The following is a 16591-nucleotide window of genomic DNA, read 5'->3' as shown; positions in this document are numbered from 1 at the left end:
GTTCCCACACGTCACTTTGCACGTCACAGTGAGGGTGGCGCCCCGGTCCGACCGGGGCGCCACCCTTCGTGTTGCCCCGGCGCGGGCGAGCGCGCACGCTGGACGCGGCGGAGGGGCGCGGCCCGCCGAAGCGCCGCGCCCCTCCGTCCACCCGACGCGACCGGGCCGCGGCGGGCGATCGACCCGTCAGCCGCCGACCGAGATGCCGCCGAGCATCGGGGTGAGCTGACCGGCGGTCTTCAGGACCCGCTCGGGGGCCTGCCCCTTGATGCTGTTCAGCTCCATCGCCGTGTCGGCCGCGTCCTTCACCACGTTTCCGCTGCCGCCGTTCAGCAACGGGGTCTCGTTGACGACGTGCGCCAGGCCGCCGTTGAGGCTCATGGGGGGCATGGCCGACGGCGTCGCGGCCATCGCGGGCGACGCCGCACCGACCGCCGCCACCGAACCGGCGATGACCGCGGCGACCCTGGAGTACTTCATTCTTCTGATCCCTTCCTCCGGCGGCGGTTCTCGCCGTCGTCGCCCTGGACAACGACGCTCACGCCCAGGGGTTATCGCACCGTGCCGGCACAGCGGAAAATCCCATAACGAGCGTGCCGGGAAAAGGATGTGCGGGATCATCCGAAGGTTTATTCCTGCAACTCTTACGCGTTCTTCAGATGGCGGCACGGGCGCGTCCAACGTGATGACCGCCCCGTTGCCATGTCAAAGTGCACTCCTGTTTTTGTCATGTTGAACGAGTGGGAGAGACGCCGCATGTCGAACTCGCCGGGTTTCACCACGAAGGGCGTACGGGGGGCCGTGCACACGCCCTTCCGCCCCTTCCTCGCCGCCCTTCCCGCTCTTCCCCTCCTCTCCGTGCTCTCGTTCCTGCTCCTGCTGCCCGCCGCGCCGACCGCTGGCGCAGCGGCGGCGGACGTCGAGGAGTCGCCGCGCATCCCCTTCGCCCAGCGCTACCACGCCGTCCAGCACGGCGGCATCGCGCGGGCCGCGAACTCGGCGATCACCTGCCGCACCCCCGAGGTCGCCAAGGCGGCCACCTGTGCCTCCGTCCAGAAGGGCGGACGCGGGGTCAACAGCGACTACGAGATGTTCTACGTCGACGAGGACGACGACCCCAACACGTACAACTCCAGCCGCGCCCACCTCGCGCTGCCGGCCAACTCGCGCGTCACGTACGCCCGTCTGTACTGGGGCGGCAACCTGCGGGTCGGCGAGCAGAAGCCGCCGAAGGACAACGGGCGGGTGCTGATCGCCGAACCGGGCGGGCGCTACAAGGAAGTCCTCGCGGACACCCGCACCGCCCACCGGGACGCCGCCGGCGCCGACGCCTTCCAGGCGTCCGCCGACATCACCCCCCTGGTCCGCGACAGTCGCTCCGGGCTGTGGACCGTGGCGCAGATCAACGTCGCCATGGGGCACTCCGAGGTGGGCGCCTGGGGCGGCTGGACACTGGTCGTCGCGTACGAGAACAGCGCCGAGCCGCTGCGGCAACTCGCCCTCTGGGACGGCTTCGAGACGCTGGACGCGACCCGCACCCGTCAGGAAGTGACGCTCGCCGGGCTCAGGATCCCCGCCCGCGCGAAGGGCACCGCCGGATTCGTCGCGTACGACGGCGACCGCGGAGCGACGGGCGACGCGCTGAACGTACGGACGAACGAAGGAAAGACCCACTCCGTGCACGACACGACGAATCCGGCCGCGGACGTCATGAATTCCACCATCGGCAATCCCGGCCCGGCCGGGCAGCGGCAACCGGCCCATCTGAACACCCTCGGATACGACTCCGACGTCGTGGACATCAGTTCCGCACTGGTGTCCGGGACCACCAGTTTGAGTTTCCGATTCGAGACCGAGAACCCCGAAAATTCTGATAACCCCGGGTACTTCCTCGGCGTTCTCTTCGTACAGGCGGACACCCGCCGTTGACGCCCGTCGCGGCGCTGCTCACCCCGAGTCTGATTCCCTCCCCGTACCGAGAGAGCTGCCCGTGCCGCACCCTTCCCGGGCCGACTTCGGCCGAACGACGATCCTCCACCTGGCGCAGCCGGTGGAAGGGGGAGTCGCCCGCGTGGTCGCCGACCTCGTGCGCGCGCAACTCGTCGCCGGGCTGCGCGTCGAGGTGGGCTGCCCGCCCGGCGGAGAGCTCGCCGAGCGGGTCGCCGAGTCCGGTGCGCGGGTGCGCGGCTGGCCCGCCGTGCGCCAGCCGGGGCCGGCGCTGGTGCGGGAGGTGTGGACCGCCGCCCGGCTGGTCCGCCGCAGCGGATGCCGGCTGGTGCACGCGCACAGCGCGAAGGCGGGGCTGGCCGCCCGGCTCGCCGTCCGCGGCCGGGTGCCCACCGTCTTCCAGCCGCACGCCTGGTCCTTCGACGCCGTCGAAGGGCGCGCCGCGGGCCTCGCCCTGACCTGGGAGCGGTACGGCACCCGCTGGGCCGGCCGCACCCTGTGCGTCAGCGAGAGCGAGCGGCGGGCCGGCGAAGCGGCCGGGATCGCCGCCCGCTGGGCCGTGATCCACAACGGCGTCGACCTCGACCACTTCGCTCCCGCCGCCGAACAGGGCCCGGCGCGCGCGACGTTGCCGCAGCTCGCGGACGTGCCACCCGGTGCGCCCGTCGTGGTGTGCGTGGGGCGGCTGTGCCGGCAGAAGGGGCAGGACGTGCTGCTGCGGGCCTGGTCCGCGGTGCGGGCGGCCGTGCCCGACGCCCGGCTGGTCCTCGTCGGCGACGGCCCCGACCGACCGCAGCTCGCACGACTCGCCCCGCCCGGCGTCCTGTTCGCCGGCGCGGCCAGCGACGTACGGCCCTGGCTCGCCGCCGCCGACCTGGTCGTCCTGCCGTCCCGCTGGGAGGGGATGGCGCTGGCGCCGCTGGAGGCCATGGCCACCGGCCGGCCCGTGGTGCTGACCGACGTCAGCGGCGCCCGGGAGAGCCTGCCGCCCGGCCACGACGCCCACTGCCTCGTACCGCCCGACGACCCCCGCGCGCTCGCGACCGCGCTCACCGCGCTGCTGGCCGACGCGGAGCTGCGCGTCCGCCTCGGCCGGCAGGCGCAGGACCACACGCGGGCCACCCGCGACGTACGGCGGACGGCCGCCGCCGTCCACGACCTCTACCAGGGCCTGCTCCGTCAGGACCCGCTCGACGCGCCCCACCCCGAGACGAGGAAGCACACCAGGCGATGACGACGGAGAGCGCACCGGCGCCCCACCACACCCGCCATCCCGTCGCCGTGCCGGCGCCGGCCACACCCCTGCGCGCGCCCCGGCGCGCCGCCCACCGCCACCGCACGGCGCCGCACACCCGCCCAGGGCTGCGAGCCGCGCGCCGGCTCGGCCCCGCCGTCGGGCTGTGCGCCGCGGACGTCTTCGCGCTCGCCGGCACGGTGGCCCTGATCCCGCCGCTGCCGTGGCCCGTGGCCGCACTCGTGTGGGCCGCGGCGCTCCAACCCGTCCTGCACGTCTGCCGCGGCCTGAACCGGCCGAGCCTTTCGCCGTCCGCGCTCGCCGACGTGCCCGTGCTCGCCGTGCTCGCGCTGGTGCAGTGGCTGGTGCTGAGCGAGGCCCTGGCGGCGTACGACCCGCAACACGCCGTCGCCTGGCGCACGGTGCTGCTCGCCGTCCTCATCCAGACCCTGCTGTGCTGCGGGGCCCGCGCGCTGGTGTACGCGGTGCGCCGGCGCCGCGGCGCGCGCCGGCCGCAGTCCGTGCTCGTCGTGGGCACCGGAGCCGTCGCCCACCAGGTGACGGTCGCGCTCCTGGAACGCCCCCGCTACGGGATGCGGCCCGTCGGCCGGATCGGCACCACCGACGCCGACACCCTGCCGCAGCTCACCACCGTCGAGGACGTCAGCCGGGCCGTCGTCCAAAACGACGTCCGGCACGCCGTCTTCACCCGACAGCCCGGCGCCGACCACGAGTCGTCCGCCCTCATCGCGCTGTTCGCCGCGCACGGCTGCCGGCTGTGGCTGGTCGACGGCGGCGCCGCGGTCGGGAACCTGTGGCGGTGCGTCGCCGGCCGCGACCACCTGTGGGGGTTCTCCGTACAGCCGCTGCGCGCCGGGCTGCACCGGCCCGTGGCCCGGGCCGTCAAGAGGGCCATCGACATCGTGCTCGCCGGGGCCGCGCTGGTGGTGGCCGCGCCCGTACTGGCGGTGTGCGCGCTGGCCGTACGCCTGTCGGACGGGCCCGGGGTCATCTTCCGCCAGGAGCGCATCGGGCTCGACGGCCACCCCTTCACGCTGCTGAAGTTCCGCACGCTCGCCCCCGCCGACGACCACGAGTCCGCGACCCTGTGGAACATCGCGTACGACCGTCGGATGAGCGCCACGGGCAGCGTGCTGCGGCGCACTTCGCTGGACGAGCTGCCGCAGCTGTGGAACGTGGTCCGCGGTGACATGAGCCTGGTCGGGCCGAGGCCGGAACGCCCGTACTACGTCGGCAAGTTCAGCCACGCCCACCCCGGCTACCAGGCCCGCCACCGGATGCCGGTCGGGCTGACCGGGCTCGCGCAGGTGCACGGGCTGCGCGGTGACACCTCCATCGAGGAGCGGGCCCGCTTCGACAACCACTACATCGACACCTGGTCGCCCTGGCAGGACGTGTGCATCATGGCACGCACCGCGGCGACGCTGTTCCGGCTCGGAGGCAGCTGACCATGGCCGCGACGTGGGCCGCGCCGAGACCGCGGACGACCGCCATGCTCGGGAGGTTGCCCGGGAACGTGCCGTGGGCCCTGCTTCCGCTGCTGGCGACGGTGCTGCTGCTGGCGTTCCCGCCGGCGGCGCCCCGCGGCGGCGGGCTGGGCCCCGCGGACGTCGCGTCGGGCGCGCTGGTGCTCGTCGGCGTCGCGCTGGCCGTACGGCACCGGGCCCGGCCGCTGAGCGCCGCGGCGGCGCTGGTCATCGGCGCGCCCGCGGTGGCGATCGCACTCGCCACGGTCACGGCGGCGGACCCGGCCGCGGCCGTCCCCGGATTCGTCCGCTACCTCCAGGTGTTCGTCCTGGTGCCGGCCGCGGTCCTGCTCGTGGTGCGCGACGCCCGTGACTTCCGGCTCGTCATCGGCGCGTTCGCGACCCTGGCGCTCGTCCAGGGCGCGATCGGCGTGCACCAGTACGCCACCGGCACCGGCGCTTCGTACCAGGGCGCGGACATCAGGGCCGTGGGCACCTTCGGCCCCCTGGACGTCATGGGCATGGCCACCGTGGTGGCGTACGGGCTGCTGGGCGCCGCGGCCCTCGCGCTGGGCGCCCGCCGCGCGGCTGCGCCCCGGTGGCTGCGGCCGGTGGCCGCGGGCGCCGCGGTCCTGCTCGTCGTACCGCTCGCGCTCTCCTTCAGCCGCGGCGCGTGGATCGCCACCGCCGTCGCGGCACTGGCGGTGCTGCTGCTGTCGGGCGTGCGCCGGGCCCTCGCGGTGCTCGCGGTCGCCACCGCCGCCGGGGTCGTCCTCGTCGGCGGCTTCGGCGTCGGCTCGGCGGCGATGGCGGAGCGGCTCGGCAGCATCACCGAGGTCACCGACGCCCCGGACCGCTCGGTCACCGACCGGTACGCGATGTGGGCGGCGGCGCACGACATGTGGCGCGGGGCGCCCGTGACCGGCGTCGGGCTCAAGGGCTTCCCCGACCACCGCGACGCACACGCCTCGATCGGACTGTCATCCGGCAGCGACACGGCAGGCGCGGGGCAGCAGTTCCAGCGCCAGCCGCTGCTCTCCCCGCACAACATGTACCTGCTGATCCTCAGCGAACAGGGGCTCGTCGGCGCCACCGCGTTCGTGGGGAGTTGGGCGGCGCTGCTGGTGGGCGGGGTGCGTCGGCTCGTACGGCGGCGCGGAGCGCCCCTGGACGTGGGGCTCGCGGCCGTCGCTCTGCTGCTGTGGCAGTCGGTGGACTTCCTGTACGCGGACATCGGCGGCCCGTCGACCGTGCTGACCGGGGTGGTGCTGGGGCTCGCGGCGCGGTGGGCCCTCGCGCCGCTGCCGGAGGCGGACGCCGCATGACGCAGGCGCAACGCACCCCGAAAGCCTCCCGCGGCGAGACCTCCCGGCTCGGCAACGCGCTGGCCCGGGCCGCCGCGGTCACCGCGGGCCTGACGGTCGCGGGCGCGCTGCTCGGACTCGTACGGGACCAGGCCATCGCGCAGATCTACGGCGCGAGCGTCGACAGCGACGCGTTCCTGATCGCCTGGACGGTGCCGGAGATGGCGGCGACCTTGCTGATCGAGGACGCGATGGCGCTGTTGCTGGTGCCCGCGTTCAGCCACGCGCTCGCCCGGCGGGCGGCGCACGGGCCGGATCCGGTGCGGACGTTGGTCGGGTCGACCTTCCCGAAGCTGTTCGCCGTGCTGGCGGCGACGACCGGGGTGCTGATGGTCTTCACGCCGCAGTTCGTGGCGGCCCTCGCGCCCGGCTTCGCGGACCCCGAACTCGCCGTGGACTGCACCCGGCTGACCGCGCTGACGGTCCTCACCTTCGGCCTCGCCGGCTACTTCAGCGCGGCGCTGCGCGCCCACGGCCGCTTCGTGCCGCCGGCGGGCGTCTACGTCGCTTACAACACGGGCATCATCGCCACCACGATCTCGCTGCACGCGCTGTGGGGCGTCCGCGCGGCAGCGGCCGGGGTCGCGGTGGGCGGCGCGCTGATGGTCCTCGTGCAGCTGCCCACGTTCGTCCACCACGTGATGGGCGCGCGCCCGTGCGCCCTGGTCGACGGCGGGGTGCCGCGGCCCCGTTCCTCCGGCCGCCCGGGCGGGCGCGAAGGCGTACGTGAACAGGGCGCTGTCGACGGGACGGTGCAAGGCGGCGTACTCGGCGACGCCGGGGCCGACGGGGGCCGCGTGGCGCGGACCGACGCCGTACGTGGTGACGACGGCCGGCGCGAGGGGCACGGCGACGGCAAGCGTGAGGGGTACGGCGACGGTGCGCGCGAAGGACACGGCGGCAGCGGGCGCGAGGGGTACGGCGTCGGCATCGCGCTGCTCGCGCCCATCGTGTTCTTCGCCGTCAGCCGGCAGTCGCAGGTCCTCGTCGAGCGCTTCCTCGCCTCCTCCCTGCCCAGCGGAGCCATCTCGCACCTCAACTACGCGCAGAAGGTCGCGCAGATGCCGATGGTGCTGTCCCTGATGTTCTGCACCGTCACCTTTCCCGTCGTCGCCAAGGCCATGGCCGAGGGCGACCGGGAGCGGGCCCGGCGACGGGTCGAGAACGACCTCGCACTCGCGGGCCTGGTCGTGCTCCTCGGGACCGCGCTCATCCTCGGGTACGCGCCGCAGATCATCGAAGTCCTCTTCCAGCGCGGTGCCTTCGACGCCGACGACACCGAGTCCACCGCCACCGCGATGCGGGTGTACGCCGTGGGGCTCCTCGGCCACACCCTCGTCGGCGCGTTGGGACGGCCCTTCTTCTCCACCGGGCGGCCCACCTGGTACCCCGCCGCCGCGATGGCCGGCGGGCTCGTCGTGACCGTCGTCGCCGGCGCGTGGGCCGTCGGGCCGTGGGGCGTGTACGGGATCGCCGGCGCCAACGCCGCCGGCATCACCACCACCGCCCTGCTCCTGCTGCGCGGCCTCGGCTCCCGGGTGGTCTCCATCGAGGTGCGGGCCATCAGCGCCGCCCTCGGCCGGCTCGCGGTCGCCGCCGCCGCGGCGGCGCTGGCCGGGCGGCTGGCCGCCGGCGCCGTCGACGCCGCGCTGCCCTCCCTCGTCCTCGGCGCCCTGCTCGTTCCCGCCGTCTTCACCGTCACCGGGCTCGCGGTCCGAGCCCCCGAAGTCGTCCACCTGCTGGCACTCACCCGACGGAGGATCGCCCGACATGTTCGCTGACACGGCGCCCGCACGCACCCAACTGCCGCCCGTACCCACCGCTTCCCTCACCGACGTCACCACCCGACCGCCGTGGATCCTGATGTACCACTCGGTGGCCGACCCCGCCGACGACCCGTACCGCATCACCGTCGCCCCCGACCGACTCGACCTCCACCTGCGCTGGTTGCACGGGCGCGGACTGTCCGCCGTCAGCGTCTCCGCGCTGCTGCGCGCCCGCGCGGAGGGGCGCGACCGCGGGCTCGTCGGCCTCACCTTCGACGACGGCTACGCCGACTTCGCCGCCGCCGCGCTGCCCGTACTTCGTCGACACGGCGCCACGGCCACCCTCTTCGTGCTCCCCGGCCGGCTCGGCGGCGACAACGCCTGGGACCCCGAAGGGCCACGAAGACCCCTGGTCGACGAGGCCGACCTGCGCACCGCAGCCGCCGCCGGCACGGAGATCGCCTCGCACGGCCTGTACCACGTGGACCTCACCCGGCTCGACGCCGCGGCGCTGCGCGAGGAGACCGAGCGCAGCCGCGCCTGGCTCGCCGAGCTGACCGGCCGTGCACCGCAGGGCTTCTGCTACCCGTACGGCGCGGTGGACGAGCGCGTGGCGTCCGCGGTGCGCGACGCGGGGTACGCGTACGGCTGCGCGATCCGCCCGCCCGCCGGGCTCGGCGGCCCCTACGCCCTCGCCCGTACGCACGTCAGCCAGGCCGACCGCGCCGGCCGGCTGTGGGCGAAGCGGCTGCGCCACCGGGCGGGCCCGCGGTGACCGAAGCGCCGAGGGTGCTGCACGTGATCACCGGGCTGGGCGTCGGCGGGGCCGAGCACCAACTCAGGCTGCTGCTGCGACACCTCCCGGCCCGCTGCGACGTGGTGACGCTCACCAACGCGGGCCCCGTCGCGGACGGGCTGCGCGCGGACGGGGTGCGCGTCACCGACCTCAAGATGCGCGGCAACCGGGACCTCGCGGCGCTGCCGCGGCTGACCCGGCTGATCAGGTCCGGCGGCTACGACCTCGTGCACACCCATCTGTACCGGGCGTGCGTGTACGGGCGCGTCGCGGCGCGGCTCGCCGGGGTCCGTGCGGTCGTCGCCACCGAGCACTCCCTGGGCGCCGCGGAGATCGAGGGCCGGCCGCTGACCGCGGGCACCCGGGCGCTGTACCGGGCCACCGAACGACTGGGGACGGCGACCGTCGCCGTCTCCGCGACCGTGGCCGAACGCCTCGCCGCCTGGGGCGTGCCCGGCCCCCGGATCCACACCGTGCCCAACGGCGTCGACGCCGAACGCTTCCGCTTCGACGCGGGCGCGCGCGCCGCGGTGCGCGCCTCGCTCGGGGTGTCGCCGGGGACGTACGCCGTCGGCGGGGTCGGCCGGCTCGTGCCGGGCAAGCGCTTCGACGACCTGGTGCGGGCGGTGGCCGCGGTCGTCGCCGATGGCCGCGACGCGGTGCTGCTGATCGCCGGCGACGGGCCCGAGCGGGGCGCGTTGGAGCGGCTGGCGGCGCGGCTGGGGGTGGCGGAGCGCGTACGGCTGCTCGGCGAGTGCGGCCAGGAGGAAGGGGCCGGCGCCCCGACCGTCGCGGAACTCCTCGGCGCCCTCGACCTCTTCGTCTCCACTTCCGTGGAGGAAGCCTTCGGACTCGCCGTCGTGGAGGCGCTCGCCGCGGGGCTGCCCGTGCTGTACCGGACCTGCCCCGCCGTCGAGGACCTGCCGTCGCACGAGGCGCCCGACGCCCGGCGGGTACCGGCCGGCAGCCACGACGCCCTCGTGCGGGCGCTGCGCGAGCAGGTGGTGGCCGGCGCCCGCCGGTCGGCGGTGGCGCCGGTGGTGCGGCGGTACGCGATGGCGCGCACCGCGGAGCAGGTCATGGACGTCTACGGGCGCGCCCTTGCCGCCGAGGGCTGCGCCGGGCGGCCCCGTGAACACCATTCGCATTCGATCGAGGGAGCCAGTCGATGAAGAAGCCCAAGGAGCAGCAGCAGCCGGCCGCGGCAGCGGACGTGCAGGAACCGGCCGCGAAGGAGGCGGAGAAGAAGGAGGCGGAGAAGAAGGAGGCTGAGGGGAAGAAGGCTGAGGGGAAAGCGCCGGCTGTGAAGGGTGCGGCTGCGAAGAAGCCACGGCGTACGGGGCCGGGTTGGCCGCGCAGGTGCGCCGCCCGCGCCCGTGACCTGGGCAGGCGGCTGCCCCGGTGGTGGCCGCTGCCGGCGCTGGTGGCCGCGGGCGGGCTGTGCGGCACCGCGTACGGACTGCTGGCCACGCCCGAGTACGCCGCCACGAGCTACGTCGTCGCCGTCACCGGCAAGGACGCCCAGCCCGGTGCCGCGCTCGGCTTCGCCCAGGCGTACGGCCGCATCGCCACCGGCGACTCCACGATCGCGTACGCCCGCGTGGCCGCCGGCATGCCCGCCGACGAACTGCGCAGCCGGGTGCGCACGGAGACCTCGCCCGACTCGCCGATGATCGCGATCACGGGCACATCCGACCGGCGGTCCGAGGCCGCGGACATCGCGAACGCCGTCGCCGACGCCGTCTTCGTCAGCAGCAACCAGGTCGCCAAGAACACCGGCGTCCAACTCGTCAGCTTCTCCCGGGCCATCCCGCCCGCCGAGCCGGTCTCGCCGTCCGCGCCGATCAGCGCAGGGGTCGGGGCGGCGGCCGGTGGGCTGATCGGCGGGCTGGTGCTGCTGGTGCGCCCCCGTGGCGCGCGGCGCGCCGACGGCGGGCCGGCGAGGGAGGGCGGTTCGGCGCTCGTGCCCGCGCCCGCGGCCGAACGGGAACGGGTGTGACGGCGTCCGCCGCGGGCGGGGCGGGCCTCGCGGTCACCCTCTGCCGGGACGAACGTGCCTTCGCCCGGCTGCGCCCCGAGTGGGACGGCCTCCAGCGGCGCTGTTCGACCGCGACCCCCTTCCAGAGCCACGCCTGGCTGGACTCGTGGTGGCTGTCGTACGGCACGCCGGGACGGCTGCGGGTGGTGCTGGTGCGCCGGGACGGGCAACTGGTCGCCGCGGCGCCGCTGATGCTCGTCCACCGGCCGATGCCGCTGCTGGTCGCGCTCGGCGGCGGCATCTCCGACTACGCGGACGTCCTGCTCGACGACGCCGACGGCCCCGCTGCCGACGAGTCGGTCGACGCGCTGGAACGCGGGCTCCGACGGGCCGCCCGGCACGCCGTGGTCGACCTGCGCGAGGTGCGCCCCGGCGCCTCCGCCGAGCGGTTGTACGCCCGGTGGACCGGCGCCCGGCACCGCCGCGCCGACTCGGTGTGCCTGGAACTGCCCGCGAGCCCCATGGACGAACTGCTCAAGCGGCTGCCGACGGCCCGCGCCCAGCGCGTACGGGCCAAGCTGCGCAAGATCGACGCGCTCGCGATCGAGGGCGTCAGCGTCGGCGAGCAGCGGGTGCCGGAGGCCGTGGGCCATCTGCTGCGGCTGCACGAACTCCAGTGGCGGGGGCGCGGCGTCACCGTCGAACACCTGCGCCCCCGGTTCGCCGAACACCTGGTCCGGGCGACCCGGCGCATGGTCCGCGACGGCGACGCGGCGCTGACGGAGTACCGGATGGACGGGGAGGTCGTCGCGGCGAGCGTGGCGCTGCTGTCGGACGGGATCACCGGCGGGTACCTGTACGGGGCGCATCCGCGGCTGCGGGAGCGCAAGGTCGACGTGGCGACGATGCTGCTGCGCCACGAAGCGGACTTCGCGGCGCGCACGGGCCGGCGGGTGGTGAGCCTGCTGCGTGGGGACGAGCCGTACAAGTCCCACTGGCGCCCGGAGGCGGTGACCAACCAACGGCTGATGTTGGCCCCGCGTGCGCTGGCCCCGGCGCTACGGCTCCATGCGGCGCGCGCGGAGTGCCGCGAGTGGGTGGCGGAGGAGGTCACGTCGCGCTTCCCGTCCGCGCGCGACTGGCGCGACAGCGCGCGCCGCTGGCACGCCCGGGCCGCGGCCCCGAGTGCGGGCCCGCGTGCGTGACCGCACCCCCGAGCCCCCGCGCGCCCACACGGTCCCGCCCCCTGTGCCCGGGAGCGGGGGCACCCCGACCGCCCCTAAACGCCGCGGTTCCGCCGTGGCGGCGATGCGGTGTGGCATCTGCGGCCCGCCTGTGGCTGTTCGCGCAGTTCCCCGCGCCCCCAAACCCTCACCCGCAGCCGGCAGACGAATGACGGGGCAGCGAAACAGGTGGCGCTGGGGGTCCCCCCGTGCCCGCAGGGCACAGGGGGCGGAACTGCGCGAGCAACCCACCACCCGGGGGCGGAACCAACGGACCCCGCAGGGCAGCGGCGAGACCTTTCAGGGGCGCGGGGAACTGCGCGACAAGCCACAGGCGGGCCGCAGACGCCACACCGCATCACCGCCACCGCGGAACCGCGGCACGCATGGTCGCCCACGGCCCGGTGGGGCGTGGCGTCGAGGGGTTACATGACGCCGCGGGGGAGCTTTACGCAGAACTTGTCCGAGTGCCACAGCAGGGGCCACTCGGCGAAGGGGAGCGGCACGCACCACTCCGTCGCGTTCGGGCGGGGGAGCGGGGACGGCGGGGCCGACGGTTCCTCCGGCTTGGGCGTGGGCTTGACCACCGGCGGCGGCACGACCGTCTCGCTCGGTTTGGGCGTGGGCTTGACCACCGGCGGCGTCGGACTCGGGCTCGGCGTCGCACTCGGCTCCGCCGGCTTCGGCGACGGCACCGGCGGCACGGACGGCACGGGCGGAGCCGTCGGCACCGGCGGCTTGCCGGACAGTTCCCGCCGGAACACACCTGACGATTTGGGGTTGTCATCACACTGCCAGACGCCGTGCGGACAGTAGTCCGTGATGGTCTGATAGAGCGGCTCGTGCTCCTCGATCCAGTCGAGCATGCCCCGCATGTACTCCGGGTTGTCCCCGTTGCGGAACAGCCCCCACTCGGGGTACGAGATCTCCTTGCCGTGCTCGCGCGCGAACGCGACCTGGTCGCGCAGCCCGTACGGCGCCGTCGCCTGTTCCTCGAAGGTGCGGCCCGGCGCCTGGTCGTAGGAGTCCATGCCGATGATGTCCACGACGTCGTCGCCGGGGTAGCACTCGGTCCACGGGATCGCGTCCTTGCCGCGGTTCGGCGCGAAGTCGAAGCGGAACGACTGCCCGGACACCGAGCGCATCGCCGCCACGATCCGTTGCCAGTACGCCTTCCACGCCGCCGGATCCGGTCCGCACCGGTGCGAGTACGTGGTCCCGTTCATCTCCCAGCCGAGCACGACGACGGTGTCCGGCACCCCCAGTTCGACCAGGCGCTGCGCGAGGGCGCGGAAGTGGTGGTCGAACTGGCCGCCCGCGCCCGCCCGCAGCAGCCCGCGCACCTCGTGGTCCGGCAGCCGGCCCTCGTTCCGCTCCAGCATGGGCACGTTGAGGACGAACATCCGGTCCTTCGCGCCCTGACGCCAGCGGGCCCAGTCGTCGAGGAAGTCGACGTTGCCCTCGATGCCGCCCCAGACGTCGCCGGGCAGGTACGTGTGACCGACCTTCAGGTCCGTGCCGCCGAGCCAGCGCGAGAGCTCCGCCATGCGCCGCGGGCCGGCCGCCCCGTAGTCGACGTAGGCGCCCAGGGCGACCTCGCCGTGGCCCCGCTCCTCGGCGCTGGCCCGGCCCGTCGCCCCCGCTCCCACGCCCGCGAAGACGCCCGCGGAGACGAGGAGGGAGGCGGTGACCGTGCTGACACAGGTGCCGGTGGCGGTGCGGCGGCGCCCTCGCTTCATGGCTCCTCCTTGGCTGGCAATCGAACTGACGACTTGTCCGACCGTAGGCAGAAAGTCCTATTAATGGGCGTTCTGGGGGAGCGTCGCTAGCCCATCCGCGAACACGTCCGCGCCCCGAGGGGCCATCCAGGTGAAAGTTGTGACGTCCATGCCACCGTTCGACGCCGGGGTCCCCGCGCTCGTGTTGCGCCTCGACCGGAACCCCTTTCACCACGGCACCCTCGGTGCCGTCAGATCGCTGGGCCGCACCGGCGTCGAGGTGCACGCCGTCGTGGAGTCGGCCCGCAGCCCGGTCGCCCGCTCCCGCCACCTCAGCCGGGCGCACCCCGCGCCGCGGTGGGCCGCGACCGGCCCGGACGCCTTCGTCGACCTGCTGTGCGCCGTCTCCGAACGGATCGGCCGGCGCGCCGTGCTGATCCCGATGGACGACCTCGGCGCCGTACTCACCGCCGCCCACGCACCCAGGCTCGCCGAGCGCTACCTCTTCCCCGCGCTGCCGCCGGCCCTGCCCGGACTCCTCGCCGACAAGGGCGAACTCGCCGCGGTGTGCCGGGCAGCCGGCGTCGCGCACCCGGAGACGGTGGTGCCGCCCGGCGCCGCCGCGACGGCCGACGCCGCGGCTCGGCTCGGGCTGCCGCTGGTGGCCAAGTGGAGCCGGCCCTGGCTGCTGCCGCCAGCGGCCGGGCTGCGCAGCACCTGCCTGGTCCGCTCGCCGGCCGAGGCCAGGGCGCTGTACGAACGCGGCGCCGGCACCGGCGCCGGGCTGTTGCTCCAGCGCTATCTGCCCGACGCCCCGGACGGCGACTGGTTCTTCCACGGCTACGTCGACGCGCACGCCGACTGCCTCGCCGGCGGCAGCGGGCGCAAGGAACTGTCGTGGCCGCCGCGCACCGGACTGACCGCCAAGGGCCGCTGGCAGCCGAACGCCGAAGTGGAGCGGGCGGCCCTGCGGCTGGTCGCGCACGTCGGCTACCGGGGCGTCATCGACCTCGACTTCCGGCGCGACGCGTCGACCGGCGTGTACTCGCTGCTGGACGCCAACCCCCGGCCCGGCGCGCAGTTCCGCCTCTTCACCGGGCCCGACGGGATCGACGTCGTACGCGCCCTCTACCTGGACCTGACCGGGCAGCCGGTGCCGGCGCGGGCGGAGCGCCCCGGGCGGGTCTTCGTCGCCGAGAACTACGCGCTGCTGGCCGCCGCCGCGACGGCGACGGGCGGGCGGCGGGCGCCCACGGCGTCGGTCGGCGGCGCCGGCGTGGAGACCGCCTGGTACGCCGCAGACGACCCGCGGCCCTTCTTCGCGATGGCGGGGGCCTGGCTGCGGCGCGGGCTCGCCAAGGGGGCGGGCCGGGCCTCGGCTGCGGTGCGCCCTCGCGTTCCGCCCCCGCGCACCGCCATGGCGCCCACCGCCGTGGCACCCACCGAAGCCCAGCCGACGCAGACGCAGCACTGACGTGAAGGAACCGAACATGTACGACGTGGCAGTCATCGGCGCCGGCCCCTACGGGCTGTCCGTCGCCGCGCACGCGGCCGACGCAGGAATGCGCCTGAAGCTCTTCGGGCGGCCGATGGCCACCTGGCGCGACCACATGCCGGACGGCATGTTCCTCAAGTCCGAGCCCTGGGCGTCGAACCTGAGCGACCCGGCCGCGGAGCACACCCTCGCCCGCTACGGCGCCCGCGCCGGCTTCGCGACGGAACACGGCCGGCCGCTGCCGATCGGTGCGTTCACCGCGTACGGCCGCTGGTTCGCCGACAACGCGGTCCCCGACGTCGACGAGCGGACCGTGACCCGACTCGCCCGGCACGACGGCCCGGGCGGCGGCTTCGTCGTGCACACCGCCGATGGTGACGCGGTCACGGCGCGCACGGCGGTCGTCGCCGTCGGCCTGCTGCCGTTCGCCCGCGTGCCGCGGGAGCTGTCCGGGCTCGGCCCCGAGCACGTCTCCCACAGCACCGACCACCGCGACCTGAGCGGCTTCCGCGGTCGGGACGTCACCGTCGTCGGCGCCGGACAGGCCGCCCTGGAGACGGCGACGCTGCTGGCGGAGACCGGCGCCAGGCCCCGGCTCGTGGCCCGGACGCACGCGCTGAACTGGAACACCCTGCCCGTGCCCGAGGCGCGCGGCCCGTACCGGAAGCTGCGGACCCCGCTCAGCGGCCTCGGCTCCGGCTGGCGCAGCTGGGCGTACTCCGAACTGCCCTGGGCCGTACGCCACCTGTCCCCCGCCAAACGCGAACACATCGCCCGCACCGCGCTCGGCCCTGCCGGTGCGTGGTGGCTCAGACAGCGGTACGAGGACACCGTCCCCGAACTGCTCGGGCACGCGCTGGGCGGGGCGCGGGTGGTGGACGGGCGGGTCCGGCTGACGCTGCACGGGCCGGGAGGCGCGGTGTCGGTGGACACCGACCACGTGGTGGCCGCGACCGGCTTCACGCCCGACCTCGACCGCCTCGCCCTCCTCGACGCGCCGCTGCGGGCCGCGCTGGCGACGGTGGGGGCGGGGCGGGCGCCGGAGCTGAGCGGGGTGTTCGAGTCGTCGTGCGCGGGGTTGTTCTTCGCGGGGTTGCTGGCGGCGCCGTCGTTCGGGCCGTCGATGCGGTTCGTGTACGGCGCGGAGTTCACGGCGCCGCGCCTTGCGACGGGCCTCTGCGCCCACCTCCGAGCGCCCCGCGCCCCTGCGCCCAGCGCCGCGCGCCGCTGACCCCACTGCGGCCCGGTGGTGGGTTACCCGCGCAGTTCCCCGCACTCCTGAAGACCTCGCCGTTTCCCTGCGGGACCGTTGCTCTCTGCGGACCATGGGTGGCTTGTCGCGCAGTTCCCCGCGCCCCCAACAGCCTCGCCGTTTCCCTGCGGAAGGGTTTCCCCTGCGGCCCGGTGGTGGCTTGCTCGCGCAGTTCCGCCCCCTACGCCCGAAGGGCGTGGGGGGAGCCCCAGCGCCACCTGTTTCGCTGCCCCCGGCACTTGTCTGCGGGCTGGGGCGGAGGTTTTTAGGGGCGCGGGGAACTGCGCGAACAGCCCACCACCGGGGCGCGGAGACCAACGGATGCCGCAGG

General features: G+C 75.0%; 13 protein-coding genes. 11 read left to right on the top strand and 2 right to left on the bottom strand.

The annotated features are described in order from the left end of the window. Positions 1–186: 186 nt before the first annotated feature. Positions 187–480 carry a hypothetical protein gene (locus tag ABZ842_RS34515; RefSeq protein ID WP_361546188.1) on the bottom strand — a complete coding sequence of 98 codons (294 nt, stop codon included), beginning with the start codon at positions 478–480 and terminating at the stop codon, positions 187–189. A gap of 276 nt (positions 481–756) precedes the next feature. Between ABZ842_RS34515 and ABZ842_RS34510 the strand changes: the two genes are divergently transcribed. From ABZ842_RS34510 to ABZ842_RS34470, 9 genes are all read left to right on the top strand, one after another. Next, a complete protein-coding gene (locus ABZ842_RS34510; RefSeq protein ID WP_361546185.1) occupies positions 757–1929 on the top strand; it encodes a DUF3344 domain-containing protein in 1173 nt (390 codons plus the stop codon). Between the two features lie 61 nt (positions 1930–1990). After that, on the top strand, positions 1991–3181 hold the full coding sequence (locus ABZ842_RS34505; RefSeq protein ID WP_361546182.1) for a glycosyltransferase: 1191 nt from the start codon (positions 1991–1993) through the stop codon (positions 3179–3181). Next, the gene (locus ABZ842_RS34500; protein ID WP_361546179.1) at positions 3178–4650 is read left to right on the top strand and encodes an exopolysaccharide biosynthesis polyprenyl glycosylphosphotransferase; all 1473 of its coding nucleotides are present in this window, start codon (positions 3178–3180) and stop codon (positions 4648–4650) included. Before ABZ842_RS34505 ends, ABZ842_RS34500 begins: the two co-directional genes overlap by 4 nt. A gap of 56 nt (positions 4651–4706) precedes the next feature. Then, positions 4707–5993 (top strand): O-antigen ligase family protein, encoded by a 1287-nt coding sequence (locus ABZ842_RS34495; RefSeq protein WP_361546176.1) that lies wholly within the window; start codon positions 4707–4709, stop codon positions 5991–5993. Beyond that, a complete protein-coding gene (locus ABZ842_RS34490) occupies positions 5990–7813 on the top strand; it encodes a lipid II flippase MurJ (protein WP_361546173.1) in 1824 nt (607 codons plus the stop codon). Before ABZ842_RS34495 ends, ABZ842_RS34490 begins: the two co-directional genes overlap by 4 nt. Beyond that, positions 7803–8573 (top strand): polysaccharide deacetylase family protein, encoded by a 771-nt coding sequence (locus tag ABZ842_RS34485; protein WP_361546170.1) that lies wholly within the window; start codon positions 7803–7805, stop codon positions 8571–8573. The genes ABZ842_RS34490 and ABZ842_RS34485 overlap by 11 nt, the downstream gene beginning before the upstream one ends. Next, positions 8570–9766 carry a glycosyltransferase gene (locus tag ABZ842_RS34480; protein WP_361546167.1) on the top strand — a complete coding sequence of 399 codons (1197 nt, stop codon included), beginning with the start codon at positions 8570–8572 and terminating at the stop codon, positions 9764–9766. The genes ABZ842_RS34485 and ABZ842_RS34480 overlap by 4 nt, the downstream gene beginning before the upstream one ends. After that, the gene (locus ABZ842_RS34475) at positions 9763–10593 is read left to right on the top strand and encodes a lipopolysaccharide biosynthesis protein (RefSeq protein WP_361546164.1); all 831 of its coding nucleotides are present in this window, start codon (positions 9763–9765) and stop codon (positions 10591–10593) included. Before ABZ842_RS34480 ends, ABZ842_RS34475 begins: the two co-directional genes overlap by 4 nt. After that, positions 10590–11777, top strand: a complete 1188-nt coding sequence (locus ABZ842_RS34470) for a GNAT family N-acetyltransferase (RefSeq protein WP_361546161.1) — start codon at positions 10590–10592, stop codon at positions 11775–11777. The genes ABZ842_RS34475 and ABZ842_RS34470 overlap by 4 nt, the downstream gene beginning before the upstream one ends. 443 nt (positions 11778–12220) lie before the next feature. Here the strand turns inward: ABZ842_RS34470 and ABZ842_RS34465 are convergent, their stop codons facing one another. Beyond that, entirely contained in the window at positions 12221–13534 is a 1314-nt protein-coding gene (locus ABZ842_RS34465; RefSeq protein WP_361546158.1) for a glycosyl hydrolase, read from the bottom strand. A gap of 148 nt (positions 13535–13682) precedes the next feature. Between ABZ842_RS34465 and ABZ842_RS34460 the strand changes: the two genes are divergently transcribed. Next, positions 13683–14987 (top strand): ATP-grasp domain-containing protein, encoded by a 1305-nt coding sequence (locus ABZ842_RS34460; protein ID WP_361546245.1) that lies wholly within the window; start codon positions 13683–13685, stop codon positions 14985–14987. Between the two features lie 16 nt (positions 14988–15003). Then, a complete protein-coding gene (locus ABZ842_RS34455) occupies positions 15004–16239 on the top strand; it encodes an NAD(P)-binding domain-containing protein (protein ID WP_361546155.1) in 1236 nt (411 codons plus the stop codon). Positions 16240–16591: the final 352 nt, after the last annotated feature.

Source organism: Streptomyces sp. NPDC047315 (genome assembly GCF_040643215.1).
In the GTDB taxonomy this organism is placed as follows: domain Bacteria; phylum Actinomycetota; class Actinomycetes; order Streptomycetales; family Streptomycetaceae; genus Streptomyces.
Note: the sequence above shows the minus strand (reverse complement) of the source record. Positions and strands in the feature narration are given on the sequence as shown.